This window comes from Thiobacillus denitrificans (genome assembly GCF_001530125.1).
Lineage (GTDB): Bacteria > Pseudomonadota > Gammaproteobacteria > Burkholderiales > Thiobacillaceae > Thiobacillus > Thiobacillus denitrificans_C.
The window spans coordinates 21,052-46,050 of record NZ_LDUG01000002.1 but is presented as its reverse complement, the minus strand read 5'-3'; the positions used below and the strand labels follow the sequence as shown (position 1 = coordinate 46,050).

The 24,999-nt window shown below is 63.5% G+C and carries 27 protein-coding genes and 1 pseudogene; 8 read left to right on the top strand and 20 right to left on the bottom strand.

Annotated elements, in window-relative coordinates:
* Positions 1-74: 74 nt before the first annotated feature.
* The 8 genes from ABW22_RS00310 to ABW22_RS17100 all read right to left on the bottom strand — a co-directional run bounded on the left by ABW22_RS00310 (position 75) and on the right by ABW22_RS17100 (position 6,620).
* Positions 75-2,396: a YgiQ family radical SAM protein gene (locus ABW22_RS00310; RefSeq protein WP_059750793.1), complete on the bottom strand. Its 2,322-nt coding sequence runs from the start codon at positions 2,394-2,396 to the stop codon at positions 75-77.
* Positions 2,397-2,491: 95 nt separating this feature from the next.
* Positions 2,492-2,818 carry an FKBP-type peptidyl-prolyl cis-trans isomerase gene (locus tag ABW22_RS00305; protein ID WP_059750792.1) on the bottom strand — a complete coding sequence of 109 codons (327 nt, stop codon included), beginning with the start codon at positions 2,816-2,818 and terminating at the stop codon, positions 2,492-2,494.
* Positions 2,819-2,922: 104 nt separating this feature from the next.
* Positions 2,923-4,335 carry a TRAP transporter large permease gene (locus ABW22_RS00300; RefSeq protein WP_059750790.1) on the bottom strand — a complete coding sequence of 471 codons (1,413 nt, stop codon included), beginning with the start codon at positions 4,333-4,335 and terminating at the stop codon, positions 2,923-2,925.
* Positions 4,335-4,874, bottom strand: a complete 540-nt coding sequence (locus tag ABW22_RS00295) for a TRAP transporter small permease subunit (RefSeq protein WP_059750789.1) — start codon at positions 4,872-4,874, stop codon at positions 4,335-4,337. The genes ABW22_RS00300 and ABW22_RS00295 overlap by 1 nt, the downstream gene beginning before the upstream one ends.
* The gene (locus ABW22_RS00290; RefSeq protein WP_059750787.1) at positions 4,871-5,482 is read right to left on the bottom strand and encodes an arylesterase; all 612 of its coding nucleotides are present in this window, start codon (positions 5,480-5,482) and stop codon (positions 4,871-4,873) included. Before ABW22_RS00290 ends, ABW22_RS00295 begins: the two co-directional genes overlap by 4 nt.
* A 20-nt stretch (positions 5,483-5,502) precedes the next feature.
* Positions 5,503-5,925, bottom strand: coding sequence for a type II toxin-antitoxin system VapC family toxin (locus tag ABW22_RS00285; RefSeq protein ID WP_059750785.1), 423 nt, complete (start codon positions 5,923-5,925; stop codon positions 5,503-5,505).
* Positions 5,925-6,173 carry an AbrB/MazE/SpoVT family DNA-binding domain-containing protein gene (locus ABW22_RS00280; protein WP_059750784.1) on the bottom strand — a complete coding sequence of 83 codons (249 nt, stop codon included), beginning with the start codon at positions 6,171-6,173 and terminating at the stop codon, positions 5,925-5,927. Before ABW22_RS00280 ends, ABW22_RS00285 begins: the two co-directional genes overlap by 1 nt.
* 138 nt (positions 6,174-6,311) lie before the next feature.
* Complete coding sequence (locus ABW22_RS17100) at positions 6,312-6,620, bottom strand: hypothetical protein (RefSeq protein ID WP_157648481.1); 309 nt, start codon at positions 6,618-6,620, stop codon at positions 6,312-6,314.
* Positions 6,621-7,013: 393 nt separating this feature from the next.
* On the opposite strand from ABW22_RS17100, the gene ABW22_RS00275 reads away from it, so the two are divergent.
* Positions 7,014-8,009: an NAD(P)-dependent oxidoreductase gene (locus ABW22_RS00275; protein WP_157648480.1), complete on the top strand. Its 996-nt coding sequence runs from the start codon at positions 7,014-7,016 to the stop codon at positions 8,007-8,009.
* Between the two features lie 425 nt (positions 8,010-8,434).
* On the opposite strand, the gene ABW22_RS00270 is transcribed toward ABW22_RS00275, so the two are convergent.
* The 4 genes and pseudogenes from ABW22_RS00270 to pmbA form a co-directional block, all read right to left on the bottom strand.
* Positions 8,435-8,785, bottom strand: coding sequence for an ISAzo13-like element transposase-related protein (locus tag ABW22_RS00270; RefSeq protein WP_059750780.1), 351 nt, complete (start codon positions 8,783-8,785; stop codon positions 8,435-8,437).
* 126 nt (positions 8,786-8,911) lie between these two features.
* A complete protein-coding gene (locus tag ABW22_RS00265; protein ID WP_059750778.1) occupies positions 8,912-9,160 on the bottom strand; it encodes a BrnA antitoxin family protein in 249 nt (82 codons plus the stop codon).
* Positions 9,157-9,387, bottom strand: a pseudogene (locus ABW22_RS18365) (BrnT family toxin); the annotation flags it as partial. The pseudogene ABW22_RS18365 and the gene ABW22_RS00265, both read right to left, overlap by 4 nt.
* 115 nt (positions 9,388-9,502) lie before the next feature.
* On the bottom strand, positions 9,503-10,843 hold the full coding sequence (gene pmbA / locus ABW22_RS00260) for a metalloprotease PmbA (RefSeq protein WP_059750777.1): 1,341 nt from the start codon (positions 10,841-10,843) through the stop codon (positions 9,503-9,505).
* Positions 10,844-10,947: 104 nt separating this feature from the next.
* Between pmbA and yjgA the strand changes: the two genes are divergently transcribed.
* Both yjgA and ABW22_RS00250 read left to right on the top strand, forming a co-directional pair.
* Entirely contained in the window at positions 10,948-11,481 is a 534-nt protein-coding gene (gene yjgA, locus ABW22_RS00255; RefSeq protein WP_059750974.1) for a ribosome biogenesis factor YjgA, read from the top strand.
* A 16-nt stretch (positions 11,482-11,497) separates the two neighbouring features.
* Positions 11,498-12,298 (top strand): hypothetical protein, encoded by an 801-nt coding sequence (locus ABW22_RS00250; protein WP_059750773.1) that lies wholly within the window; start codon positions 11,498-11,500, stop codon positions 12,296-12,298.
* Here the strand turns inward: ABW22_RS00250 and ABW22_RS00245 are convergent.
* Positions 12,295-13,005, bottom strand: a complete 711-nt coding sequence (locus tag ABW22_RS00245; RefSeq protein WP_059750771.1) for an EI24 domain-containing protein — start codon at positions 13,003-13,005, stop codon at positions 12,295-12,297. The genes ABW22_RS00250 and ABW22_RS00245 overlap by 4 nt on opposite strands.
* Complete coding sequence (gene mog / locus ABW22_RS00240) at positions 13,002-13,556, bottom strand: molybdopterin adenylyltransferase (RefSeq protein ID WP_059750769.1); 555 nt, start codon at positions 13,554-13,556, stop codon at positions 13,002-13,004. Before mog ends, ABW22_RS00245 begins: the two co-directional genes overlap by 4 nt.
* Before the next feature lie 71 nt (positions 13,557-13,627).
* Between mog and ABW22_RS00235 the strand changes: the two genes are divergently transcribed.
* Together ABW22_RS00235 and ABW22_RS00230 are read left to right on the top strand one after the other, a co-directional pair.
* Positions 13,628-14,119: a thioredoxin family protein gene (locus tag ABW22_RS00235; protein WP_059750768.1), complete on the top strand. Its 492-nt coding sequence runs from the start codon at positions 13,628-13,630 to the stop codon at positions 14,117-14,119.
* Positions 14,116-15,294 carry a hypothetical protein gene (locus tag ABW22_RS00230; RefSeq protein WP_059750766.1) on the top strand — a complete coding sequence of 393 codons (1,179 nt, stop codon included), beginning with the start codon at positions 14,116-14,118 and terminating at the stop codon, positions 15,292-15,294. The genes ABW22_RS00235 and ABW22_RS00230 overlap by 4 nt, the downstream gene beginning before the upstream one ends.
* 15 nt (positions 15,295-15,309) lie before the next feature.
* Here ABW22_RS00230 and ABW22_RS00225 read toward each other — a convergent pair whose 3' ends face one another.
* Entirely contained in the window at positions 15,310-16,182 is an 873-nt protein-coding gene (locus tag ABW22_RS00225; protein WP_237763181.1) for a magnesium and cobalt transport protein CorA, read from the bottom strand.
* Between ABW22_RS00225 and ABW22_RS17885 the strand changes: the two genes are divergently transcribed.
* The 3 genes from ABW22_RS17885 to ABW22_RS00215 all read left to right on the top strand — a co-directional run bounded on the left by ABW22_RS17885 (position 16,114) and on the right by ABW22_RS00215 (position 19,800).
* On the top strand, positions 16,114-16,296 hold the full coding sequence (locus tag ABW22_RS17885) for a hypothetical protein (RefSeq protein ID WP_237763178.1): 183 nt from the start codon (positions 16,114-16,116) through the stop codon (positions 16,294-16,296). The genes ABW22_RS00225 and ABW22_RS17885 overlap by 69 nt on opposite strands.
* 170 nt (positions 16,297-16,466) lie before the next feature.
* Entirely contained in the window at positions 16,467-17,303 is an 837-nt protein-coding gene (locus ABW22_RS00220) for a phosphate/phosphite/phosphonate ABC transporter substrate-binding protein (protein ID WP_157648479.1), read from the top strand.
* The gene (locus tag ABW22_RS00215) at positions 17,296-19,800 is read left to right on the top strand and encodes an EAL domain-containing protein (protein WP_059750761.1); all 2,505 of its coding nucleotides are present in this window, start codon (positions 17,296-17,298) and stop codon (positions 19,798-19,800) included. Before ABW22_RS00220 ends, ABW22_RS00215 begins: the two co-directional genes overlap by 8 nt.
* Positions 19,801-19,837: 37 nt before the next feature.
* On the opposite strand, the gene ABW22_RS00210 is transcribed toward ABW22_RS00215, so the two are convergent.
* From ABW22_RS00210 to ABW22_RS00190, 5 genes are all read right to left on the bottom strand, one after another.
* A complete protein-coding gene (locus ABW22_RS00210; RefSeq protein WP_059750759.1) occupies positions 19,838-21,211 on the bottom strand; it encodes a phosphomannomutase/phosphoglucomutase in 1,374 nt (457 codons plus the stop codon).
* A gap of 30 nt (positions 21,212-21,241) precedes the next feature.
* The gene (locus ABW22_RS00205) at positions 21,242-22,219 is read right to left on the bottom strand and encodes a hydrolase (RefSeq protein ID WP_059750757.1); all 978 of its coding nucleotides are present in this window, start codon (positions 22,217-22,219) and stop codon (positions 21,242-21,244) included.
* Positions 22,220-22,254: 35 nt separating this feature from the next.
* Positions 22,255-22,677 (bottom strand): YybH family protein, encoded by a 423-nt coding sequence (locus ABW22_RS00200; protein WP_059750756.1) that lies wholly within the window; start codon positions 22,675-22,677, stop codon positions 22,255-22,257.
* A 106-nt stretch (positions 22,678-22,783) separates the two neighbouring features.
* Positions 22,784-23,518 (bottom strand): rRNA pseudouridine synthase, encoded by a 735-nt coding sequence (locus ABW22_RS00195; protein ID WP_059750755.1) that lies wholly within the window; start codon positions 23,516-23,518, stop codon positions 22,784-22,786.
* 102 nt (positions 23,519-23,620) lie between these two features.
* On the bottom strand, positions 23,621-24,976 hold the full coding sequence (locus tag ABW22_RS00190; protein ID WP_237763180.1) for a DUF3999 domain-containing protein: 1,356 nt from the start codon (positions 24,974-24,976) through the stop codon (positions 23,621-23,623).
* Positions 24,977-24,999 lie beyond the last annotated feature (23 nt).

Sequence of the window (24,999 nt, the reverse complement as noted above, 5' to 3'; positions counted from 1 at the left end):
ATGTAGGAAGGGCGCCCTCGCCCCGAATGGTTGGTGATTGCAACGGTGCGAAACTCGGGGCGAGGGCGCCCCTCCTACCGGGACTTGCCGCCGCCGCGCTGGCTGAGAGGATGCTTGGGCACCTGCGGCGGGCGGCCGCGGCTGGCGGGGGCGGGCTTGCCTTCGGTGGGCTTGGCACCAGATTTTGTGGCGCCGGGTTTGGCAGAGCCCGCTTGAGTGGGTGCGGGTTTGCCCGCGCCTGATCTGGCTGCATTCGGTTTGGCCGAGCCGGGCTTGGCGCGGCCGCCTTCGGCGCGCGGGGTGCGCGTGCCTTCCGGCAGCCTGCCGGTGCCGGCGGGTTGGAACAGCGGGATGAGGTGCTTCTTGCTGTTGCCGATGAGGTCGTCGCGGCCCATTTCCTTCAGGGCTTCGCGCAGCAGCGGCCAGTTTTCCGCGTCGTGATAGCGCAGGAAGGCCTTGTGCAGGCGCCGCGTGCGGCCCTGTTTGACGACGGACACCGCCTCGGCCTTGCCGCCGAGGACCTTCTTCAGCGGGTTCTTTTCGGTGTGGTACATGGTCGTCGCCAGCGCCATCGGCGTCGGCAGGAAGGTCTGCACCTGGTCGAGGCGGAAGTCGTTCTTCTTCAGCCAGATGGCCAGGTTCAGCATGTCCTCGTCGGTGGTGCCGGGGTGGGCCGCGATGAAATAGGGGATCAGGTACTGCTTCTTGCCGACTGCCTTGGACGCGGCCTCGAACATGTCCTTGAAGCGCTCGTAGGCGCCCATGCCGGGCTTCATCATTTTCGACAGCGGCCCGGCTTCAGTGTGCTCCGGCGCGATCTTCAGATAGCCGCCGACGTGATGCTGCACCAGTTCCTTGACGTATTCGGGCGAACGCACCGCGAGGTCGTAGCGCAGCCCCGAGCTGATGAGGATTTTCTTGACGCCGGGCAGCGCGCGCGCGCGGCGGTACATGTGGATCAGCGGCGTGTGGTCGGTGCCGAGGTTGTCGCAGATGTCGGGGAACACGCAGCTCAAGCGGCGGCAGGCCTTCTCGATGGTCTCCGACTTGCACGCCATGCGGTACATGTTGGCGGTCGGCCCGCCGAGGTCGGAAATCACGCCGGTGAAGCCGGGCGTCTTGTCGCGGATCGCCTCGATCTCGCGGATCACCGAGTCCTCGGAGCGGCTCTGGATGATGCGGCCTTCATGCTCGGTGATCGAGCAGAAGGTGCAGCCGCCGAAGCAGCCGCGCATGATGTTGACCGAAAAGCGGATCATCTCCCACGCCGGAATCTTGGCGTCGCCGTAGCTCGGATGCGGCGCGCGCGCGTAGGGCAGGTCGTACACCGCGTCCATCTCCGGCGTGGAAAGCGGGAGCGGCGGCGGATTCAGCCAGACGTCGCGCTCGCCGTGCGCCTGCCGCAAGGCGCGCGCATTGCCGGGGTTGGATTCGAGGTGGAACACGCGCGAGGCGTGGGCGTACAGCGACGGGTTGTTCTTCACCTGGTCGTAATCGGGCAGCCGGATCACGGTGCGCGCGCGCACGTCCTGACGGGCGGCCAGCCGTTCGGCCTTGGACACGATCTTGATCGGCGCCGTGCCCTCGGGCAACTGCGCGCTGGCGCCGCCGGATGCCTGGGACGCTGGCGCGTCAGGCGTCATCGCGTAGGGGTCGACGTGGGCATCGATGGCGCCGGGGATGTCGAGTTCGGTCGAGGCGACTTCCAGCCAGTTGTCTTCCGGCTTCCAGTCGCGCGCCACCATGAAGCCGGTGCCACGCAGGTCACGGATGTCGCCGATCTTTTCGCCCTTGGCGAGGCGGTGGGTGACGTCCAGCAGCGCGCGTTCGGCGTTGCCGAAGATCAAGAGGTCGGCCTTGGAGTCCGGCAGCACCGAGCGGCGCACATTGTCCGACCAGTAGTCGTAATGCGCGATGCGGCGTAAGGACGCCTCGATCGAGCCGATGATCACCGGGGTGCCGGGGAAGGCCTCGCGGCAGCGCTGGGCGTAGACGGTCACCGCGCGGTCGGGCCGCTTGTTGGGTTCGGCGTTGGGCGTGTAGGCGTCGTCGGAGCGGGTCTTGCGCTCGGATGTGTAGCGGTTGACCATCGAATCCATGTTGCCCGCGGTGACGCCGAAATACAACGTCGGCTGGCCGAGCGCGCGGAAGGCGTCGGCCGAATGCCAGTCGGGCTGGCTGATGATGCCGACGCGGTAGCCCTGCGCTTCCAGCAGCCGCCCGACCAGCGCCACGCCGAAGCTGGGATGGTCGATGTAGGCGTCGCCTGTCACCAGGATGACGTCGCACGCGTCCCAGCCGAGCGCGGTCATTTCGGCGCGCGTCATCGGCAGGAAGGAGGCGGTGCCGAGGCGTGCCGCCCAGTGCTTGCGGTGGGAAAACAGGGCGTGTGTCATGGGGGGATTTTACCCGTCTATAAAAGCACAGAAGGGAACGGGGCAGCCAGCGCGGCCAGTCCCGTTCCCTCCTGCTTGGAAACTGAAGGATAGACTCAGCGAAGACCCAGCAGTTCCACTTCGAACACCAGCGTCGCGTTCGGCGGAATCACGCCGCCGGCACCGCGTGCGCCGTAGCCCAGTTCCGGCGGGATGGTGAGCTTGCGCTTGCCGCCGATCTGCATGCCGGCCACGCCCTGGTCCCAGCCGGCGATGACCTGGCCCGCGCCGAGGCGGAATTCGAACGGGTCGCTGCGGTCGACGCTGGAGTCGAATTTGGTGCCGTCGGTGAGCCAGCCGGTGTAATGCACGGTAACGGTTTGCCCGGCGGTGGCGGTGGCGCCGCTGCCGGCGACGAGTTCTTCAATGATGAGTTCGCTCATGGATTCAGTCCCTGGAGTGTGAAGGGTGCAATGGGCGCGCATATGACAGGCGATGTGCGAAGCCGTTCATTTTCTCACGTTTTCCGCCCCGGGCGAACCCGGGATCAGCGCCACTCGGCCGGCAGGTAGTAGGCGTCGGGATCGACGTCGATGTCGATGGGGATTTCGGTGACGCTGCTGGCATCCGGCGGTGCGTCGCGCAGCACCACCTGCGGGAAAGCCAGCACCACGGCGACCATGAACAGCTGGATGACGAGGAAGGGAATGGCGCCCCGGTAGATGTCGGCGGTGCGGATCGACTTCGGCGCGACGCTCTTCAGGTAGAACAGGGCGAAGCCGAACGGCGGGTGCATGAAGGCGGTCTGCATGTTGACCGCGAGCATCACGCCGAACCAGATCGGGTCGATGCCGAGCTTGGTGGCGATGGGGCCCACCAGCGGCACCACGATGAAGGCGATCTCGAAGAAGTCGAGGAAGAACGCCAGCGCGAACACCATCAAGTTGACCACGATGAGAAAGCCGAGCACGCCGCCGGGCAGCTGGTTGAACAGGTGCTCCACCCAGACGTCGCCATCGAGCCCGCGGAACACCAGGGTGAAGATGGTCGAGCCGATCAGGATGAAGATGACGAAAGCGGTGAGGCGGGTGGTGCTGTCCATCGCCTGCGTCAGCTGCAGGCGGCTCAATCGCCCGCGCGCCACCGCCAGCAGCAGCGCGCCGGCCGCGCCCATCGCGCCGCCCTCGGTCGGGGTGGCGACGCCGATGAAGATGGTGCCGAGCACCAGGAAAATCAGCACCAAGGGCGGCACCAGCGTGGTCAGCACGCGCAACAGCAGCGCCGAACCGTGCAGGGTGCGTGCGGAAGCCGGCATCGCGGGGGCGGCGTGCGGCCTGAACAGCGTCACGCCAAACACATAGAGCAGATACAGCCCGACCAGCGCCAGACCGGGGATGAGCGCGCCCTTGTACATGTCGCCGACCGAGGCGCCGAGCTGGTCGGCCAGCACGATCAGAACCAGCGACGGCGGAATGATCTGCGCCAGCGTGCCGGAGGCGGCGATGACGCCGGAGGCGAGCCGCTTGTCGTAGCCGTAGCGCAGCATCACAGGCAGCGAGATCAGCCCCATGGCGATGACGGTGGCGGCGACCACGCCGGTGGTGGCGGCGAGCAGGCCGCCGACCAGGATCACCGCGTAGGCCAACCCGCCTCGTAGCGAGCCGAACAGCTGGCCGATGGTGTCGAGCAGGTCCTCGGCCATGCCGGAGCGTTCGAGAATCAGCCCCATGAAGGCGAAGAAGGGAATCGCCAGCAGCGTCGGGTTGGCGACGATGCCGTAGACGCGCTCGGGCAGGGCTTGTAGCAGCGAGATGTCGAACAACCCCGCCGTGATGCCGATGCCGGCGAACAGGAGGCCGTTGGCGGCGAGCGCGAACGCCACCGGATAGCCCAGCAGCAGGAAGACCACCAGGCCGAGAAACATCAGTGGCGCCAGGAATTCCAATGACGCGGCGTCCATCAGACTTCCTCTTCCGGCGCTTCGCGCGGCAGCACCAGGTGCCCGGACAACACGCCAAGCCGCTTGATGACTTCGGCCACGCCCTGTAGCGCCAGCAGGCCGAAGCCAAGCGGCAGCAGCAGCTTGACCGGCCAGCGCAGCAGGCCGCCGGCGTCGGGCGAATATTCCTGGGTCTGCCAGGCTTCGAAGAACATCGGCCACGCCAGCCAGGCCAGCAGCACCGCCATCGGCAGCAGGAACAGCAGGCCGCCGATGAGGTCGATCCACGCCTGCCCGCGCGGGCCGAGACGGTTGTAGAAAATGTCGATGCGCACGTGGCCGTTGTGCTTCAGCGTGTAGCCCGCGGCCAAGAGGAACATCGCGCCGAACAGATACCACTGGATTTCCAGCCAGGCGTTCGAGCTTGCGCCCAGCGAGTAGCGCACCAGCGCATTGCCCGCCGAAATCAGGGTGGCGACCAGCACCAGCCAGATGACGATGCGGCCGACCCGTTCGGTCAGCGCGTCGATCAGGCGGGCCAGCGCAAGCAGGGTTTTCACAGTGCGCCGGTCTTCTTGAGGAATTCGGCCAGCCGCTCGGCGACCACGCGATACCCGGCGGCGTTGGCGTGGATAGAGTCGGACTTGAGGCGGTTGTCCTTCAGCACATTGTTGAAGATGTCCTGCTCCAGCGGTAGTTGCATGTCCTCTGCAACCCGGGCGTAGAAATCCGGCGCGCCGCCGAACAATTTCGGTTCGGGCACGCCGATCAGCACGACGCTGGCGCCGCTGGCGCGGATGGTTCGCACCAGCAGGCGCAGGTTGTTTTCGGTGGCGGCAGCGGGGTGCTGTCTCAGCATGTCGTTGCCGCCCAGGCACAGCAGCACGAGGCGCGGCTGGTGCTCGGCCAGCACTTCGGGCAGGCGCAGCAGGGCCGATGCCGTGGTGTCGCCGGGCACGCCGGCGTTGATCACGGTGCGGCTGGTCAGCGTCGCCAGCACGGCGGGGTAGGCCGTGTCGGCGCTGGCGCCGATGCCGTGGGTGAGGCTGTCGCCAAAGGCGACGATGACGTCGTGCGAATTGAGCTTGGGCAGCGTCGGCGCGCGCTCGCACGCTGCGAGCAGGAAGAGGGCGAAAAGGGTAAAGAGCGAACGTTGAATCAGTTGCATGTCAGTAGCTTTCCCGGTATTCAAAACCGATTCACAGCCAGTCCCTTCAGCTTTGCATTTTTCTCCAGATTGCCGTCTGCGGTAGCAATGCTGGCCGCCCCAGTCTCTATCGCCATAGCCAGATGAAGCGAATCTCCAGAACGCAGGCCGCTGGAAACATTGCGTACAAGCTGTGCGGCTTGCCCGAAAGCTTGCCTGCTCACAGGGACAAGCCGCAAACCGGATTGGCAGAAGGACTCGAAGTCCTTCCAGGCCGCCTGCGCCTGCTTTTTCTCAATCTCCCCGCGCCGCACCTTGATCGACAAAGCGCTGGCGAACTCGGTCAAAATCCAGTCGGAGGAAATCAGCGTTTCATCGCAAGACTCAAACCACGCATCCACCGCATCGCTTGTCGGTTCAGGAACAAACAGGGGAATGGCCGCGCTGGTATCGAGGTAAATCATCAATAGCGTTCCTCCTGGCGCATGGTCTCCACCGTAGCAGAGGTCATCGGCATCCCAGCCCGCAGTTTGCGCACCCGCTTGAGAAATGCGGCCTTGTCGAAGGCATGCGTTGGCGTAAGCGTGATTTCCCCCGCCCGGCCGACCTCGGCCTCAACGCTATCGCCTTCCTTCAACCCGGCAGCCCGTATGCATTCCGTCGGCAGGCGCACCGCCAGACTATTGCCCCATTTCGCTACTTGCAGTTTCATGAGTCACCCCTAGATGTATATCTATGTAGATACATCTTAGCGCGATAAGAAGCATGTATGGCAAATCATTTCATTTTTTACATTGTTTAGACCGTGCCCCTGAGCCTTCTGTAAACGCCGAATGAAAACTTTCGGCGCTTATGTTTTTAGGGGGGTAATTCGAGCCTGAAACCTTTGATTTTCTGCAGGCCACCGAAGTTGATGGGCTGATATCGGGCTTGGGTCTTTCAATAGCATATGATAACGAAAGACCTGACCCAATGCTGTTCGGTTAACCTTCGTGGTGAGCTTGTCGAACCACCAGCTACTCACCAAGAGCCCTTCGACAGGCTCAGGACGAACGGAATTTTGCTTAAACGAACAGTATTGAGACCTGACCCCAAAATCCTGTTCTATCGGCAGGCGCACCGCCAGGCTGTTGCCCCATTTTGCGACTTGCAGTTTCATGACTTGCCTCGGGATGTATATCTATGTAGACACATCATAGCACGCTAAAAAGCGTGCATACAAAGAATGCTACATAGCTAGACCTGTCCCCGAGGCTTTTTCTGGGTCGTCGTTTCTTGGCGCGGGGTTCGATTCGGTCGGGTCGATGCGGAAGTTTCAGGGTGGCAATGCTCGCAAGTACGGTCGCGATTACGGCGCATATTTGCTTCTCCGGCGTTCGGCGCAGTTGATCGGAGAAGGCGGCCAATAGACGCTTGGCACCGGTAAAACTCAGCACACGAGGCAGCGCGTCCGTGAGCGCTGCCGCTTTCGGCGGCCAAGTTTGTATTGATATAACCGCGCTCTGACTATTATAAGCATATCGAATTTCAGTTTGCCCACTTGACTATGTCTATGCACAAGACTCTGAAACTCGCGATTACCAGTTCTCAAGCCCACGATGAATTGTATCTGCGTCCTGCGCTTGAGGCATCGGGACACACGGTGCGTGCCCTCGGGGCATTGTCCATCCCGTCCGATGTGGAGCCCTATCAGGATTTCGATGCGGTGGTAAGTTTTGTCGGAGACTGTCTTGATGCGGCGACGTTTGAGAAGCTGGCGAAACTGGGCGTGCGCCTCGTTGTACAGCGCGCGGCGGGCGTGGATAACATCGACCTCGACGCCGCACGCAAATTGGGGCTCTGCGTGGCGCATGTCCCCACGTACAGTCCCGAATCGGTCGCCGAACACGCAGCGACCTTATTGCTGGCCCTCGCGCGCAATCTTCCGCAGGCGTTGCGCCAGGTTCAACAAAACAATTTCAAACTCGACGGCTTGCTGGGCTTCAGCTTGCATGGCAAGACGGTGGGCATCGTGGGCATGGGACGCATCGGCCAGGTGTTCGCCCGCATCATGCGCGGGTTCGGCTGCCGGGTGATCGCGCATTCACGCAGCCCGTTCCAGATCGAGGGGGTGGAGGCCGTGCCACTTGACGTGCTGTGGCGCGAAGCGGATGTGGTATCGCTGCATTGCCCCTTGACTCCCGCGACCCGGCATTTGGTTGACGCGGCCTGTTTGCATGCGGCGAAACCAGGTCTGGTGCTCATCAACACGGCGCGCGGCGGCGTGGTTGATACCGCTGCCGTGCTGGACGCGCTGGAGGCGGGGCAGCTGGCTGCATATGGGGCGGATGTGTACGAAAATGAACGCGGTGTATTTTTTCGGGACTGCTCGACCCGCAGCTACGACGATCCGATACTGCAACGGTTGCTTGCGCAGCCGCGCGCGCTCATCACGCCCCATCAGGCATTTTTTACCCACGAGGCATTGCGCGAAATCGCAGCCAGTGTGGTAGCGAGCGTGAATGCTTTTGCGAGCGGCGCCCGCACGGCAGATTTTTTGCTTGCGTAAATGAATTGAACACGGCTTCGCGACGCGGCATAAGTCCGAACTCCCTGGCGCGAGCGGCTGCTTGTCTTCAGAAAACCGGCACGACCTGACGTCATTCTGGCCGGTGCCGGAATTGCCCCCTATACTTGCCCATTGTCGATCCCACAGCAGCCTTCCCGGTGTCCATAATGCATAAGCGGCCCCCATTTTCCAGGACAAAAATCACATGATGCGCCGTACCGTTTTGCGGGCAGGGTTGTTATGGCTGATGTCGTTCACACTGGCGTGGTCTGCGCAGGATCGCATTCCGGTCCGGGTGGGGGTGTTCGAGAATCCGCCGATCGTTTCAGCAACGCCGGAGAGAAATGGCACAGAGAAATGGGGTCAGACACTGAGGTTTCCCCACGAGTATTCATTGCGGATCAATTAGTTAAGGGAGTAAGAAATTACAAAAATACCGTTTTAGGATGAATGGTTATGTCCCAGCAACCCAACTCGGCGGTTCTTTCTAGTCGATCCTCAAGGGCTCTTTTTTCTTTGCCACGGATTTTGACACCTTTCTCGTAGACGCCATCCATTAAGTTGGCGCTTGTGCGCATTCCCTTCCAGAAGAAATTTCCGGCGCGTCTGATGACCGTCTCCACGGTGCTGAGCAAGTAGCCATTCCATGATTTCTCCAGCCCTGCCCAGTAACGCTCAATGGCGTTGTACTTGCTGTGATAGGGCGGGTAGTACACCAGTCGCACGCATAGCCCTGTCATATCTGCAAACTCTGTAACAGCATTGGGGTCAGACACGATTATTTTTAGTACGGGAAACTCAAAACCCCGTGGCCTTGCCGACACGTGCTACGAAGTCAAGCCAGCGCCGCGATCAATTGCCATTGGGGACGCTACCCTTTAACGTTTCTGCGTGAACGCTTTTCAGGCCGCGTGCAATTCCTCGCGCAGTACTTTACGCAAGGTGCCGATCGTCACGGGTGCATTGTTTTCCGCCAGTGCCGCGCTCAAAGCTTCGTTAATCAGGGTTTGATAGCCGCGTCCTTCGGCTTCGGCGCGTTCCCGGAAAGCCGCAAGTATCGCGTCGTCCAGATAAATGGTGATTCGGGTTTTGCCGACGGGCGTGACTACCGCGCCGCGCTTGGCTTTCTTCATGTCGTATTCAGATTTCATACACTTTCCTTTCTGCCTGCGTGGATAACCGCGCTGAAATCACGCGAATAGCCTGGACCGCGTTCGGTCCAGCACACTGTCAGAATCCGCCCCAGCGCATCCGTACCGACCGTTACAAGGCGTGCCTCGCCGTTTGCATCCGCATCCTCACGCGTCAACGCCTGATCGTCATAAAACACCGGCTCGGCATCCGTGAGCGAAACGCCATGCTTACGCAGATTGCTGCCGCTTTTTTGGGATCGAACTCAAACGCCATGCGCTAAATATACATATAGTGTATGTATCAATCAAGTGGCTATAAGGCGATGGACTTGTAGGGGTTTTCTGGGTGCCCTTCGCGCCTTAATTCCCCGCCACCGTCATCTTGTCGATCAGGATGGAGCCGACCTGCTTCGAGCCGCGCCGCTCGACATCGTTGCCTATCGCAACAATGCCCTTGAACATCTCGGCCAGGTTGCCGGCGATGGTGACTTCCTCGACCGGGTACTGGATTTCGCCGTTTTCCACCCAGAAGCCGGCGGCTCCACGCGAGTAGTCGCCGGTGACCATATTGGCGCCTTGGCCGAGTAGTTCGGTGACCAAGAGCCCGGTGCCCATTTGCTTCAACAGGCCGTCGAGGTCGTGCTCGCCGGGGGTGACGATGAGGTTGTGGCTGCCGCCGGCGTTGCCGGTGGTCGTCATGCCGAGCTTTTTCGCCGAGTAGGTCGACAGGAAGTAACCCTGCAATACGCCGTCCTTGACGATGTCGCGTTCGAGGCAGGCGACGCCTTCGCTGTCGAACGGCGCGCTGCCGAGGCCACCGGGAATGAAGGGCTGCTCGCGGATGGTCACCAGGGGGGCGAACACCTGCTGGCCCAGGCTGTCGAGCAGGAACGACGACTTGCGGTAGAGGCTGCCGCCCGACACTGCGGCGACGAAGTTGCCGATCAGGCCGGTGGCGATCTGCGCCTCGAAAACCACCGGGCAGGTGCGGGTGTCGAGCTTGCGGCCGTTCAGGCGGCGCACGGTGCGGGTGCCGGCGATGCGCCCGACGGACTCGGCGGAGTCCAGATCGTTTGCATTGCGGGCGCTGGTGTACCAGTAGTCACGCTGCATGCCGCCACGGTCCTCGCCGATCACCGCGACCGACATGCCGTGGCGCGAGCCCGCGTAGCCGTTGCAGAAGCCGAGGCTGTTGGCAAAGATGAATTGCGAGGTGTGGAGGCTGACGCCGGCGCCTTCGGAGTTGGTCAGCCGCTTGTCGACCGCCAGCGCCGCCGCTTCGCAGGCGCGCGCACGTTCGGCGGCTTCTTCGACGCTGAGCGGCCACGGGTGGTAGAGGTCGAGGTCAGGCACGTCCTTCGCCAACTTGTCGGCTTCGGGCAGCCCGGCAGCATCGTCTTCGGCGGTGTAGCGCGCAATCGTCAGTGCCTTTTCCACCGCGCTCTTCAGCGCCGCCTCCGATAAATCCGAGGTCGAGGCATGGCCGCGCCGCTGGCCGATGTAGACGGTGACGCCGGCGCCCTTGTCCTTGTTGTATTCGATGGTCTCGATTTCACCCTGGCGCACGCTGACGTTCTGGCCGACGCCCTCGGAAATCTCGGTGTCGGCGGCGGTGGCGCCCTGCCGGGCAGCGTGCTCGATGACGATCCGGGAGAGGGCAGTGAGTTGGTCGCGGGTATAGCTGAATTGGGAGCGGGACATGTCGGTTTACAAAAGGAAAGTGGGGCGCAATAGGATTCGAATCGGCACGTTTTGAATGGGCAGAAACTACAATGTCGATAATAACAGCAACCGAAAGCCCTGCCGTGCGACTGATCGACCCCGATGCCGAGTTGGAATTTGACCCCGATGACGTCTATGACGGCCCCAGCAGAAGCCAGAAAAAGCGCGAAGTCGAGGCCCTGCAGGACCTCGGCGCGCAACTGGTTGAACTGCCCGACGCGCAGTTCAAGCGCATCGAGCTGCCGGAAGACCTGCGCGCGGCGGTGGCCGCCTGCCGCAAGATCACCCAGAACGGAGCGCTGCGGCGGCAGAAGCAATACATCGGCAAGCTGATGCGCGGCGTCGACCCGGCGCCGATCCAGGCGCAGCTCGACGCCTTCAACGGCGTGTCGGCGGCGGAAACTGCCAAGCTGCACCAGGCTGAAAAGTGGCGCGAGAAGCTCATCGCCGACAACGAGGCGCTGACGCTTTTCCTCAATAAATATCCCGATACCGACGCCACCCATCTGCGGCAAGTCATCCGCAATGCCCGCGACGAGGCAGCGCGCAACAAGCCGCCGAAAGCCTTCCGCGAGATATTCCGGGTGATCCGCGAGGCCATGCAGAAAACGGATTGACCCGCGAAGGCCGCGAATGACGTTCCGCCGCTTTCGCATTCTGCTGTTGCTGGGGGTGCTGGCCGCAGCACTCAGTTTCACCTGGCTGGAACAGTCCATGGTGCGCGGCTGGCGGGCGCCGCTGGCGGTGGCGGTGATCCCGATCAACGGCGACGGTTCGACCGAGGCGAGCGAGACGATCCGCGCGCTGCAGGCGAGCGATTTCGACGAGATCAACGCCTTTCTCGAACGCGAGTCGGCGCGTTACGGGCTGAAGCTGTCGCCGGCCATGCAGGCCACGCTGCTGCCGGCGCTGGATGAGCCGCCGCCCGCGCCCCCGCGCTCGGGCAACGTGCTGAAAACCATTTTTTGGAGCTTGCACCTGCGCTGGTGGGTGTACCGGCAGTCGGGCGAATGGTTGCCGCAGTTGGGCACGATCAAGCTGTTCGTGCTGTATCACGCGCCGCAGGACGGCGTGGCGCTGGCACATTCGCTGGGGCTGCAGAAAGGGCTGGTCGGCGTGGTGCATGCCTTTGCCGATCCCCGGCAGACGCAGCAGAACAACATCGTCTTCGCGCATGAGCTGCTGCATACGCTGGGGGCGACGGACAAATACGACATCGGGGGGCGGCCGGTTTACCCGCAGGGCTATGCCGAGCCCGAACTGCCGCCGCACCTGCCGCGCCGCGAGGCCGAAATCATGGCGGGCCGGCTGGTGAATGCCGCCGGCCAGTTGGTGATGCCGCCCAGCCTGGAGCGGTGCGTGATCGGGGCGATGACCGCCCACGAAATCAACTTCGACGCAGGATTCAAGCGGCGCTTTGGCTCGGGCAATTAGGCCGGGCGTTGCAGCGCGAGACGCGCCAGGCCGAAGTGGATGAAGGCCAGCGCGGCCAGCACCGGTCCGAACAGATTGAGCAAGGGGATGAACTGCACCAGCCCGGTGAGTAACCCCAATCCCCACCAGCCGCCACGTTCCTGCTTGAACAGCGCGGCCATTTCGTCGGCGCTGGCGTGCTCGGCGATGGCGTCGTAGCGGAACAGGCGCTGGTTCAGCCAGGCGGCCGCGACGAAGGGCACGATCACGCCGACGCCGATCAGCCACAGCGGCAGGGTGACCACCCACAGGACAGCGAACCAGGTAATTGCGATGACGGCGTTCCATACACTGCCGACCAGGCCGCCGCCGTTTTCGCGCTTGAGCGTGGGGTAGTCGCGCTCGGCCACCGCGCGGATCAGCGCGGGCATGCCGAACAGCGCGGTGATGACGAGCGCGGTCAGCATCACCAGCGGAACGAACAGCATGAGGTGCAGCAGCGCCTGAATGCCGTTGGCGATCCATCTCGGTTCGACCTTGGCCAGCCAGACCTGGATGCCGATCGCGCCAAGTCCCTGTTCAATCCAGCCGGCGAAACTGCCCCAGAACGTCATCCCCAGCGCCAGCCACAGCAGCAGGGCGGTCAGCATCGGCCACACCACCACCCACAGCACGCGCAGGCTGAACAGGTCGCGCAGGGCGCGTGCGAGTGCATCGAGCACCGTCATGCAGGCGACCGTAATGCGGACTTGGGACGGAACACGGCGATCGTGTCGGCGCGCGCTTCGAGATAGGGGCCGCCGATCAGGTCGATGCAGTAGGGCACGGCGGCGAAGACGCCATCCAGCGTCTCCTTGATCGCCTTGGGCTGCCCCGGCAGGTTAAGGATGAGGCTGGCGCCGCGCGTGACGCCGACCTGACGTGACAGGATCGCGGTTGGCACGTATTTCAGCGATACCGCGCGCATCGCCTCGCCGAAGCCGGGCAGCACCTTGTGCGCCACCGCCAGCGTGGCCTCGGGCGTGACGTCGCGCGGCGCCGGGCCGGTGCCGCCGGTGGTGAGAATGAGCGAACAGCGTTTGGCGTCGGCCAGTTCGATCAGCGTGGCCTCGATCAATGCCTGCTCGTCGGGAATCAGCCGGCTGACGAATTCCACGGGATTGGCCAGCACCTCGCCGAACCAGGCCTGCAGCGCGGGCAGGCCCTGATCCTCGTAGATGCCTTGGCTTGCGCGGTCGCTGATGGAAATCAGGCCGATACGAACGGAATCGTGGGTCATGGGGTCAGAATAGGGTTGCATGAATGCCCGAATTTATCAGAATGGCGAGATGCGACTAAAGTGAGAACAAAATGAAGCTGATCAAAATGGCGCTGGCGGCAGGCTGCATGTTGGCGGGAACGGTGCTGGCCGACCCGCCGACGGGATACCCTTTTGTCGATTTCGATGCCGGTCTCAAGGCGGCGCGCGCGAGTGGCAAGCCGATCTTCGTGTACTTCGGGCGTTACGGCTGCGCGTGGTGCGACCACACCAACAAGAAAACCTTCTCCGATGCCGGCCTGAAAAAACGCTACAGCGAGAACTATGCGCTGGTCTATGTCGATGCCGAATCGGGCAAGCGGCTGACGCTGCCCAGCGGCGAGCGCATCACCGAGGCCGAACTGGGCGCGCGGCTGCAGGCCTTTGCCACGCCGTTGTTCGTTTACATGACGCCGCAGGGCGACAAGATCATGCAGGTGCCTGGTTTCAAGACGGTGCAGGACTTCGAGGACTACGACCGCTACGTGCGCGGCGGGCATTACAAGCAGAAAACCCTGCTTGAATTTCTGGGCGGCAAGTCGTGAGGGCGGCCGCGCTGCTGCTGGCGGCGCTGGCGTGGCCGGCGCACGCCGCGTGGACCTGGAGCGAGCCGCTTACCGTCAATTCGGTTCAGGGTTCGGCGATTTTCCCGCACCTGGAATCAGCCAACCGCCAGGGCGTCGCGGTGTCGGGCGGCACCGTGGGCGTGGTGTGGGAAGACAATCGTAGCGGCAGCCCGCAGTGCTATCTGGCAATGAAGTCGGCCACGGCGGCGAACTTTCAGCCGGAAACTCAATTGAGCAAGGCCGAATGTTACGAACCGGTGGTGATGGCCCTGGGCGCGGGCCGTTTTGTGGCCGCCTGGGAAGAAGCCGGCAAGGTGCATGCCCGGGTGATGCCCGGCGGCAAGACGCTGCAGCTTTCGAAGACCGAGGCGGCGCAGGTGACGCTGGCCCTGCGCGATCACACGCTCTATGCGGCGTGGGCCGAGCAGGCCGGACGCTTCCGCCGCATCGTCGTTGCAAGGCTGGCGCTGAAAGGCGACACGCTGAGCGTGAAATCGGCGCAGCCGGTCGAAGCGGCGATGCCGGTCGACGAACAGGGCTGGCCCGCGCTGGCCGTGGCCGGCGACGGCAGCGTGACGGTGGTGTGGGAAGACCGTCGTCATCGCCATACTGTGCCGATGGTGAGTCATCGCCCGGATGGCCGGCAGTTTACGCCGCCGGCCCGCCTCACCGACCGTAAGAGCGGCAGCGTCGACGGGCTCGGCGCCGGCACCGGCGCGATGCGCCCGACGCTCACGGCCTGGGGCGAACAGGGCATTGCCGCGGTGTGGCTCGACAAGCGCGACTTCCTCTCCGGCTACGATGTCTTTGCAGCGTTCGATACGGGAACGCGCCGCTTCGGCAAGAACATCCGGGTGCAGGATAACTTCGGCGACAACATGGCGCAATGGCATGCGCTGGTCGTCGGCGATGCGGCTGGCCGGCTGGTGGCGCTGTGGGACGACGCCCGCGACGGCACGCCGGACGTGTGGCTGTCCGAATGGGAAGGGGAGGCGTTCGGTGATGATCTGGCGGTGCCGGCGGCAACCGGGCCGGGCGGGCAGTCCGATCCGGTGGCGACGCTGGATGCGGCCGGCGCGCTGCATGTGGTGTGGCTGGATCGCGACGAGGCGGCCGGCGCGCGCATCCGCTATGCGCGCGCCGAGCGGCGCTGAGCCTTTATTTCGGATTCAGATCCAGCCGCGCCGCTTCAGCCGCCGATACAGCACGATCACTGCCGCACCGGTCGCCAGCATCAAGGCGGGATACGCCCACGGCCATTTCAGTTCGGGCATGTTGATGAAATTCATGCCATAGAGGCTGAACACCACCGTGGGCAGCGCCAGCAGCGCCCCCCAGCCCGCCAGCTTCTGCACCGATTCGTTCTGCTTCACCGACAACGAGGCGAGGTGGAACTGCATCGCGTCCGAGGTCGAAATGCGCAGGCGATCGATGGCGGCGGACACGCGTACCGCATGGTCTTGCACATCGCGGTAATAGGCCTTGAGTTCCTTGGTGGACAACCCGGGATGCAGGCGGATCAGGTCCTGCGTGATGTCCTGCATCGGTTCAGCGACGTCGCGCAACGTCGTCAGGTCGCGTTTCATGGCGTATAGCCGTTCCAGCGTGTCGCGCCCCGATTTTGCCCCGCTCATCAATTGACTCTCGAGTGACTGAAACCGGTCCTGCATGCTTTCGATCACCGGCCTGAACTGGTCGACGATGAGGTCGAGCACCAGGTATAGCGCGTAGGGCGCGCCCGGCTTGATGCCGTTTCTTGCCGCCTGCAGGCGCTCGCTCACCCGCTGGTAGCCGCTGCCGCTGTCGTGACGGATGGCGACGACGTAATTGCTTCCGACAAACAAGTGCGTTTCGCCGAGTTCCATGCGTGATTCCCACAGTTGCACCGTGCGCGTGGCAATGAAAACGTGTTTGTCGTATTCCTCGAGCTTGGTACGCTGGTGGGTGGAAATCGCGTCCTCCAGCGCCAGCGCATGCAAGCCGAGCTCATCGCCCAGATGCGTAATGGTCTGGCTGTCGGGCGATTTGAGTTCGACCCAGATGAAGCGATCCGGCTGGCCGATATGATCGCTGATATCGTCCAGGGCGATGGCTTGGGACTTGGAATCGTGGAAGAGCAGGCAGTCGATGATGAACTCCGCAGCGATAAAAAATAGTTTGGTGATTCTAGTTCATGCCACACGCGCGAATTCAATATGGGCGCGCTTTTGTCCGTTATTGCAGCCGGCCCCCCAAACTGCCCCGTTCATTTGAGAAATTGCGGGGCGACACGGTACACTCGACGCGCAATAAAACTGCAGTTCAATAAAAGCTCATGGGAGACAACGTGAAAAGAATATGGATGTGCCTGGCCTTGATGCTGAGCACCGCGAGTCAGGCAGCCCCCCCCATCCCTTACGCCTTTGGCGTGCTCAATCATCGCAGCCTGCAGTCGACCGCAGCTTACTGGAATCCCATTCTGAATTATGTGTCGGCGCGTTCCGGTGTGCCGCTGGAGCTGCATATCGGGCGCACCGCCAACGAAACCACCGACCGCGTGGTGGCCGGACAGCTGGATTTTGCCTACACCAATCATCTGTTTACGCCGAAGCGTGATCAGTTGGGCTGGCGTGTGCTGGCACGGCAGGATACGCAGGGCATTCGCGGGCAGGTGGTGGTGCTCGACAGTTCGCCGATCAAGACGCTGCAGGAACTGACTGGAAAATCTGTCGCATTTGCCAATCCGTATGGCTTCACCGGGTATTACGTGCCGATGGATACGCTGTTGCGTGCCGGCGTCAAGGTTTCGCCGGTGTTTGCCGGCAACCAGGAGGCGGCGATGGGGCAGCTCATGTCGGGCCAAGTGGAAGCGGCCGGGGTGAACCATCAGGTGATGGCCGATTTCGCCCAGCGTCGTGCGTTGAAGTACCGCGTTCTGGCCGAGTCGGAACCGTATTTCGACCTGGCCGTGATGGCCTCGCCGCGAGTTAGCGCGGCCGACGGCGAAAAAATCCGCCAGGCCTTTGTTAGTATGGCGCACGACCCGGAAGGGCTGCGCGTGCTGCAACGGGCGGCGCAGTCGCTTGGGTTGTCGAAGGCGCGCGGTTTTGTCGTGGCGGACGACCGCGACTACAGCAACTACCGGAATTTTTTCAAGCACACCCAGGTGCCCGTGAATGAGTGAGCCGCAAGCGGCGCGCAGCACGCATTACAGTCTGCAGGCCCGCATTCTGGGTGCGGTATTCGTGCTGGTGCTGGTGATGTATCTGGCCACGCTGGCGGTGCTGGGCCTGCCGCTCAAGGCGCGCGCGCAACAGAATCTCGACATCGGCGCCGAACGCGAACTGAGCGCGCTGATGACGGCGATTCAGGACCAGGTGCTGCTGCGCGATTACCCCGCCATCGAACAGACGATCGAGGCGCGCGCACGCGATTCCAGAATTCTGAGCGCACGTTTCGCGACCCCGCAGGTCGCGTTCGAAGCGCGCACGCTGCCGGATCCGCAGCGCTATCCGGCCTGGTTCGCCACGCTGCTGGAACTCCGCGCGCCCCATGCACAGTCCGAACTGGTGGTGGGCGGCACCGCCTATGGCACGCTGGCGGTTGCGCTGGACGCCGGGCCGACCATCCAGGGCCTGTGGGTGCTGGCCGTGCGCTTCACCCTGCTGGCGGTTGGCAGTCTGGCTGCGGTCATGCTGTTGCTGCGCTGGCTGCTGCGGGTCAATCTGCGCGGCCTGTATGCCTTGCGCACCGCAGCGCGGGCAATCGAGGCGGGAGATTTCAGCGCACGTGCCAGCCTGGCGCATGGCTCGCCACCGGAAGTGCGCGAGACCAAGCTGGCGTTCAACCACATGGCCGATCACGTCAGCCACCTGGTGGCTGCGCTGGAGCGCGAGCATGGCGAACTGCTGGTCGAAAAGGAACGCCTGCGGGTGACGATCGAGTCGATTGGCGATGCCGTGATGGTCACCGATGCGGATGGCCTGATCGAGTTTCTCAATCCCCGGGCGGAAGAACTGACCGGTTTTAGCAGTGCCGATGCGCGGGGGCAACGGGTGGCCGACGTGTTGCCTCTCTTCAACGAGCAAAGCGGTGCAGCCGTCACCAGTCCGCTCGACCAGGCGCTGCGGCGCAATACGGTGGTCGAACTGGACAACCATACGGTGATCCGCCGGCAGGATGGCGCGACCATTGCGATCAGCGACACCGCCGCGCCGATACGCTCGGGCGACGGCAAGGTGCTGGGCGGCGTGCTGGTGTTCCAGGACGAGAGCGAGCGGCGCAGCCTGATGCAGCGGCTGGCCTGGCAGGCCGAACGCGATCACCTGACCGGTTTGTGGAACCGCCGCGCAATGGAAAACAAGCTCTCTGCAGCGCTGCACAGCGTGCAGCATGAGGCGCGGCGCTTTATCTTCTGCTACATCGACCTTGACCGTTTCAAGCTGGTCAACGACACCTGCGGCCACCGTGCGGGGGATGCCTTGCTGCAGCGCTTGACCGCCATCATGGCGCGCCGCGCAGAGGGTGAAAATCAGACTCTGGCACGACTGGGGGGCGACGAGTTCGGCCTGCTGTTCGTCGATGCCACGCTGCCGCAGGCGCTCGACCATATCCAGGGCTTGCGCGACGAAATCAGCCGCTTCCGTTTCGAGTGGGACGACAAGGTGTTCCGGCTCGAGGTGAGCTTCGGGGTGACCGAGCTGCACAGCGGCATGACCGATATCGGTGAAATTCTGGCGCAGGCCGATACCGCGTGTTATCACGCCAAATCGCTGGGCGGAAACGCCATCCAGGTATATGAAAAAACCCACCCCGCGCTACGGAAAATCAATGACGAAATGCAGTGGGTCAGCACGCTCACCAAGGCGTTCGAGGCGCATCGGTTTGTCCTGTATCGCCAGCAGAAAGTGGCCCTGCCCCCGCAAGGGCGAGGCCGTGTTTGTACTGGCGCTGAAGCCCTAAAGGACTCCGATCCACTATGGGCTAAAGCCCATGTGGAATCGTATGCGCCAACAACCACGCACGCGCCGGACATCACAGCGCAGCATTATGAAATCCTGCTGCGCTTGCATAGTGAGGATGGCTCGATTATCGAGCCGGGCGAGTTCCTGCCGGCTGCCGAGCGTTACGGGCTGGCGCCCAGCTTCGACCGCTGGGTGATCCGCAATTTCTTCGCCTATCTCGACACCCATCCAGACGATGAAGCCTGTTATGCGCTGAATCTGTCGGGCCGCAGCCTGAGCGATCCGGGCATGGCAGGGTTCATTCTCGATGAAATCGGCCAGTACCATTTCGATCCCGCACGGATCAGCTTTGAAGTCACCGAAACCGCTGCCATCGACAGCCTGGATGCCTGCGAGCGACTGATCCTGACGCTGCAGTCACGCGGCATTCAGTTCGCGCTGGACGATTTCGGCAAGGGGCAGTCCTCGTTCGGTTACCTGAAACGCCTGCCGGTGACCGCCCTCAAGATCGATGGCGATTTTGTGCGCGGGATGGATCACGACCGCGAAAAATTTGCCATCGTCAAAGCCATGCACACGCTGGCGCACGAGCTGGGCAAGCAGACCATCGCCGAACAGGTGGAAACCGAGGCGGAACTGGGCTGCCTGAAAAAAATGGGCGTCGATTTCGTCCAGGGCTATCTGCTGCATCGGCCGGCGCCGCTACCGGTGGACTGATCCCGGTTCGCCGCCGGCTCGATGCCGGCAGGGCCGTTCAGAACGGCAGCGCGAGGCCGGGCGCGGCCTGGTGAAACACGCGGCGGAAGTCGGCCTGGATCCGTTCCAGCGCATCGGCAGTGTCGGCCTCGAAGCGCAGCACGATCACTGGCGTGGTGTTGGACGGGCGCGCCAGACCGAAGCCATCGGCGTATTCCACGCGCAGGCCGTCGAGGGTGATGATTTCCTGGGCGCCGGGGAAGTGCGCGGTTTTCTGCAGCGTGTCCATCAGTGCGTAATGCTCGCCCTCGGCCATCTTGATGTTGAGTTCGGGCGTATTCAGCGTGTCGGGCAGGCCGTGCAGGGTGGCGTTGATGTCGGCCTGCTTGCTTAGGTACTCGAGCAGTCGCGCGCCGGCGTACATGCCGTCGTCGAAGCCGAACCAGCGTTCCTTGAAGAACACGTGGCCGGACATTTCGCCCGCCAGCAGCGCGCCGGTTTCCTTCATCTTGGCCTTGATGAAGCTGTGGCCGGTTTTCCACAGCAGCGGACGGCCGCCGCGCGCGCGGATCCAGCTGAACAGGTTGCGCGTCGACTTGACGTCGAAAATGATTTCGGCGCCGGGGTTGCGGCTCAATACGTCGTCGGCGAACAGCATCAGTTGGCGGTCGGGGAAGATGATGCTGCCGTCCTTGGTGACCACGCCCAGGCGGTCGCCATCGCCGTCGAAGGCCAGCCCGATTTCAGCGTCGCTGGTTTTCAGCGCGGCGATCAGGTCCTGCAGGTTCTTCGGCTGCGAGGGGTCGGGGTGATGGTTGGGGAAGTTGCCGTCAACCTCGCAGAACAACTCCTCCACCTGGCAACCCATGTCGCGGTAGAGCTTGGGGGCAAATGCGCCGGGCACGCCGTTGCCGCAGTCGATGATGATTTTCATCGGGCGTGCGAGCTTGACGTCGGAGACGATGCGCGTGAGGTATTCGCCGGCGATGTCGTGCTGGCGGTAACCGCCGTCACCGTGCACCAGGTCGTTGTTGACGAGCCGTTCGCGCAGCTTCTGGATGGCGTCGCCCGACAGGGTTTCGTCGCCGAGCACCATTTTCAGGCCGTTGTAGTCGGGTGGGTTGTGGCTGCCGGTGACCATCACCGCGCTGTTCGTGCCCAGCTGGTAGGCGGCGAAATAGGTCATCGGGGTGGCGACCATGCCGAGGTCGACGACCCCGATGCCGGCCTTCTGGATGCCGCGCGCGAGTGCGGCGGCCATCTCGGGGCCCGACAGGCGGCCGTCGCGCCCGATGCAGATTTCACTCTGGCCGCGCGCCACAGCTTCGGAACCGATGGCGTGGCCGATGGCCTCGACGATTTCCGGCGTGAAGGTCTTGCCGACGATGCCGCGAATGTCGTAGGCCTTGAAGATTTCCTTGGGGTATTCCACAACGTACTCCCTATGTGTGATGTTCTGATTCTAACCGGGCTGGATAACGAAATGCTGCATCAGGCGGCGCGGCAGCCAGCCGAGATTGCCGGGAAAAGGGCCGGATGGGAAGGCGACATGGCCGCCGCTTGCGGGCTGTTCGAGGATGACCGAAGGCGATGCGTTGGCGGATGACGGCAGTGCCCAGGCCGGCAGAAAGGGGTCATTTCGGGCGTTGATGACGAGGGTGGGCAGCGCGATGGATTTCAGCAAGGGTTTGGCCGACACCTTGAACCAGTAGTCCTCGGCATCGCGAAATCCATGCAGCCGCGCGGTGACCAGGGTGTCGAACTCGCGGAATGTGGTGGCGGCAGCGATGGCTGCCGCATCCAGCACCCCGGGGAAGCGCACGGCCTTGCGCAGGGCTTTGGCTTTCAGAGTGGCGAGAAAGCGCGCGGTGTAGACGCGGCGATTGAAGCCCTGGTCCAGCGCGTGGCCGGCCGCCGTCATGTCGAGCGGCGCGGAGATGCCGGCAGCACGTTCGACCAGCGCGCGCGCCGCCTCGCCCTGCTCGCCCAGCCATTTCAGCAGCGCGTTGCCGCCGAGCGAGACGCCGACGGCATACACCGGCGCAGCGGCGTGCTGCGATTTGACGTGGCGCAGCACGTGGTCGATGTCTGCGCTGTCGCCAGCGAAATAGGCGCGCGGCAGCCGGTTTTCCTCGCCCGAGCAGCCGCGAAAGTGCGCCACCACGCCATGCCAGCCACGCGCCCGGACCTGGGCCATGAGCGCGCGCGCGTAGGGGCTGTCGGCGCTGCCTTCCAGGCCGTGAAACAGCACCACCACAGGGGTGCCGGCTGTGCCATCGGTCCAGTCGAAATCAAGAAAATCGCCGTCCGCCAGTTCCAGCCGTTCGCGCCGGGACGCGACCGGCGGCACGCGGATCAACAGGTTGGCATAGATGGTCTGCACATGCCCACCGGGCAGCCAGGCGGGGGCGCGATAAGGCGGGTTTTCCAGGGGGAGCATGGCGCCGAGTTTAGCAAAGGCGCAGCTTCGCGCCCTTAATGCAGCACCACAGGCGGGGTGCGTGCGGGCGGCGTGCCGCCGACCTGGAGCGGCGAGGCATGGTGCAGCACCATGCGCCAGCCGTCGGCTTCCTTGCGGTACACGTTGGTCGCCAGAATCGGCGGGCGCGGTTCGGTTTCCTGGCCGATGACGAGGTACTCGCGCACGATGCGGATGACCTGGCCGGCTTCGCGCAGTTCATGCGCGACTTCCACCTGAACGCGGAACTGCCCGGCGGCCTCGAACATGCTGCGCCAGCCTGCCGCCACGGCGGCGCGCCCATTCAGCGGCGCGGCCAGTGGGTGGATGCAGGCGACGCTGTCGTCGCGGGCCCAGACTGCCATCATGGCGTCGAGGTCGCGTGCTTCGAAGGCAGCGTAGAAAGCGGATTCGGCAGCTTCCGGCGTAGGAAAACTCATGTCGCGGACCGGGGGTGTGGTATCAATAGAACCAGATCAAACAGGCACCTGGAAGTTCTGCGCGTAACCGCCTCCCCGCCCCGCGCAACCCCGCTCCCCTGCAGCCTCAAAACCGCTCGTCCTCGAGCAAATAGCGCCACTGTCCGGGCGGCAGCTTTCCTAGCGGGACGCGGCCAAGGCGGATGCGTTTCATCGATAGCACCTGCAGGCCGACAGCTTCGCACAGGTGCGCGATCTGTCCGGGTTGGGCGCCCTTCAGCGCCACCCGCAGGCGGGTTTCATTTTGCCAGCTGACCTTGATGGCAGGCGGGGTCTTGCCGCGGTAGAGGATGCCCCGGTTCAGCCGCTTGAGCCCGTTGGGGGCGAGTTCGCCCGCGACTTCGACGATGACTTCGTGCTCCAGGGTGGCGGCGTCTTCGGTCAGCTTGCGCGCGATGCGCCAGTCCTGGGTGAACACGACGAGGCCGCTGGCGCCGGTTTCCAGCGGCACACAGCCGGTTAGTTGGGCGAAATGCATTTTCAGCGGACGCAGGCCGGAGATGTCTTCGGGCCACAGCGTGGCGGGGTTGAGCAACTGCGAGGCGGGCTGGCCGTTCTGATTGTCACTCTGCAGCGTGTGATAGCCAGGCGGCTTGTGCAGCAGCAGGGTGACCGGTTCGGTCTGGCCGAGGTCGGCCCCGGGGTCGATTTCGACGCGCTGGTCGGCGACGCGGAACTGCGGCTCCTCGACCACGATGCCGTCGACCCGCACCCAGCCGCCGTTGATGAACTGCTCGGCTTCGCGGCGCGAGCAGCCGCGCAGTTCGGCGACGCGTTTGGCAAGGCGGATGGGGTCGGTCATGGCGGGCTGGGGTGGGCGAATCCAGTGAGTTTACCGCTGCAGGGGCGCTTCAAGTGCGCGATGGATTGAGTTCATGCGGCCATATCGTTGTATCCGTAAAGCTCAGGGCTGAGATTTGTCAGCCGATTTCATTTGGCGCATCACCGCCCATGCGACGCCCCCCAGCACAAGCACGCCACCAATCAACACCGCCCAGAGCACCAAAGAACGCGTAGAGGGCGCGCCCAGCGCCTGGCTGATGCGGGACAGGTTGCCGGGTGGTTGCCTGATGATGGACGTCACGTTGACATGCGCTGTTGGCAGTGTGTGTTCGGCACCTGCGGTGTAGCCGGGAATCAGGCTGGCCAATGGCAACTCGGTTGTGTCGGCGCCGGCACGACCTACGGCCAGGGTGAAGGGGGGCGACCCGCTGGCGACAAAGACCCATTCCCGCGGCAAGAGCAGCGCACGCACGTGTGGGGGGGTGGCAAAACCGGGGACGCCAGCCGCAGGCGCGATCCGCAGTTCCCGCACTGATACCCCGTTCATTTCAATCGGCGGGCTGAGTGATTCGGTTCCTGTTGAATGCATGCGATAGACGACGCCCGTGGCAAGCGGGCGCCAGGACTCGCCGCGCACACTTCGACCGCTGAGGCGGACGGGAACGAGTGTGTTGGGACCGGCCGGATGAATGTCCAGCGCTTGCAGGGGTGTGGCAAACGGGAGTGCAATCACGAACCCATTTCCGTCCGGCCTGGCGATCAGGGGAACCGAGAGCCGTTGTGGCGCAGCCGAGCTGGAAGCAGGGGTGATGCGCACGCCGCGCAAGCTGAAAGCCGCACCCGGCGGCCAGCTGATACGCAGATAGTCATCTTCCAGGCGCACGCCCGCCAGCGGCACCCGCATGCTGCCCGGCCCGTCGGCCGTGGCGCCGAAGCGAAATACGGGAACGTCCTGCGCCAGCGTGCGCCAGATTTTTAAATCCTTGCTGGCTGCAACCGTCAGCGCGACCGGCTCGCCTGGGGTTAATTCAGCGTCCACTGTCAGTTCAGCCAGCGGCTCCTTGATTGTTCGAGTATCCACCAGGGTGGCAATTTGTCGGGTGGCCGAGGCGGAGGGTTGGGTGTCTGCGCCTTCAATCACGCGCACCACGCTGCGGCCAGCGGTTTTTTCAATCCGCAAACTCAGATTGCCCAGATTCTGTTGCTGTTGCGTGGTGGCCATGATGGGATAAATCGGCCACTCGCGGGACGGTGAGGCGATGGTCACGTTGCGTAGCGGAATCGGTGCGAGTGGCACAGATTGCCCCTTGCCGTTGAACAGTCGCACGTCCGCAGCGTTGGCAGTTTGCAAAACGGCCATGGCTTCCTTGGGCAGGACAAGACGCTGCAGGCTTGCATCGGGTACGGTTTGCACGGTGAAGTGGACGGCAAAGTCTTCTGGTTTGTCTGCCGCGAGGGCCGCTTCCGGGTTGATCATCAGCAAGGCGCAGGCGACGTGCG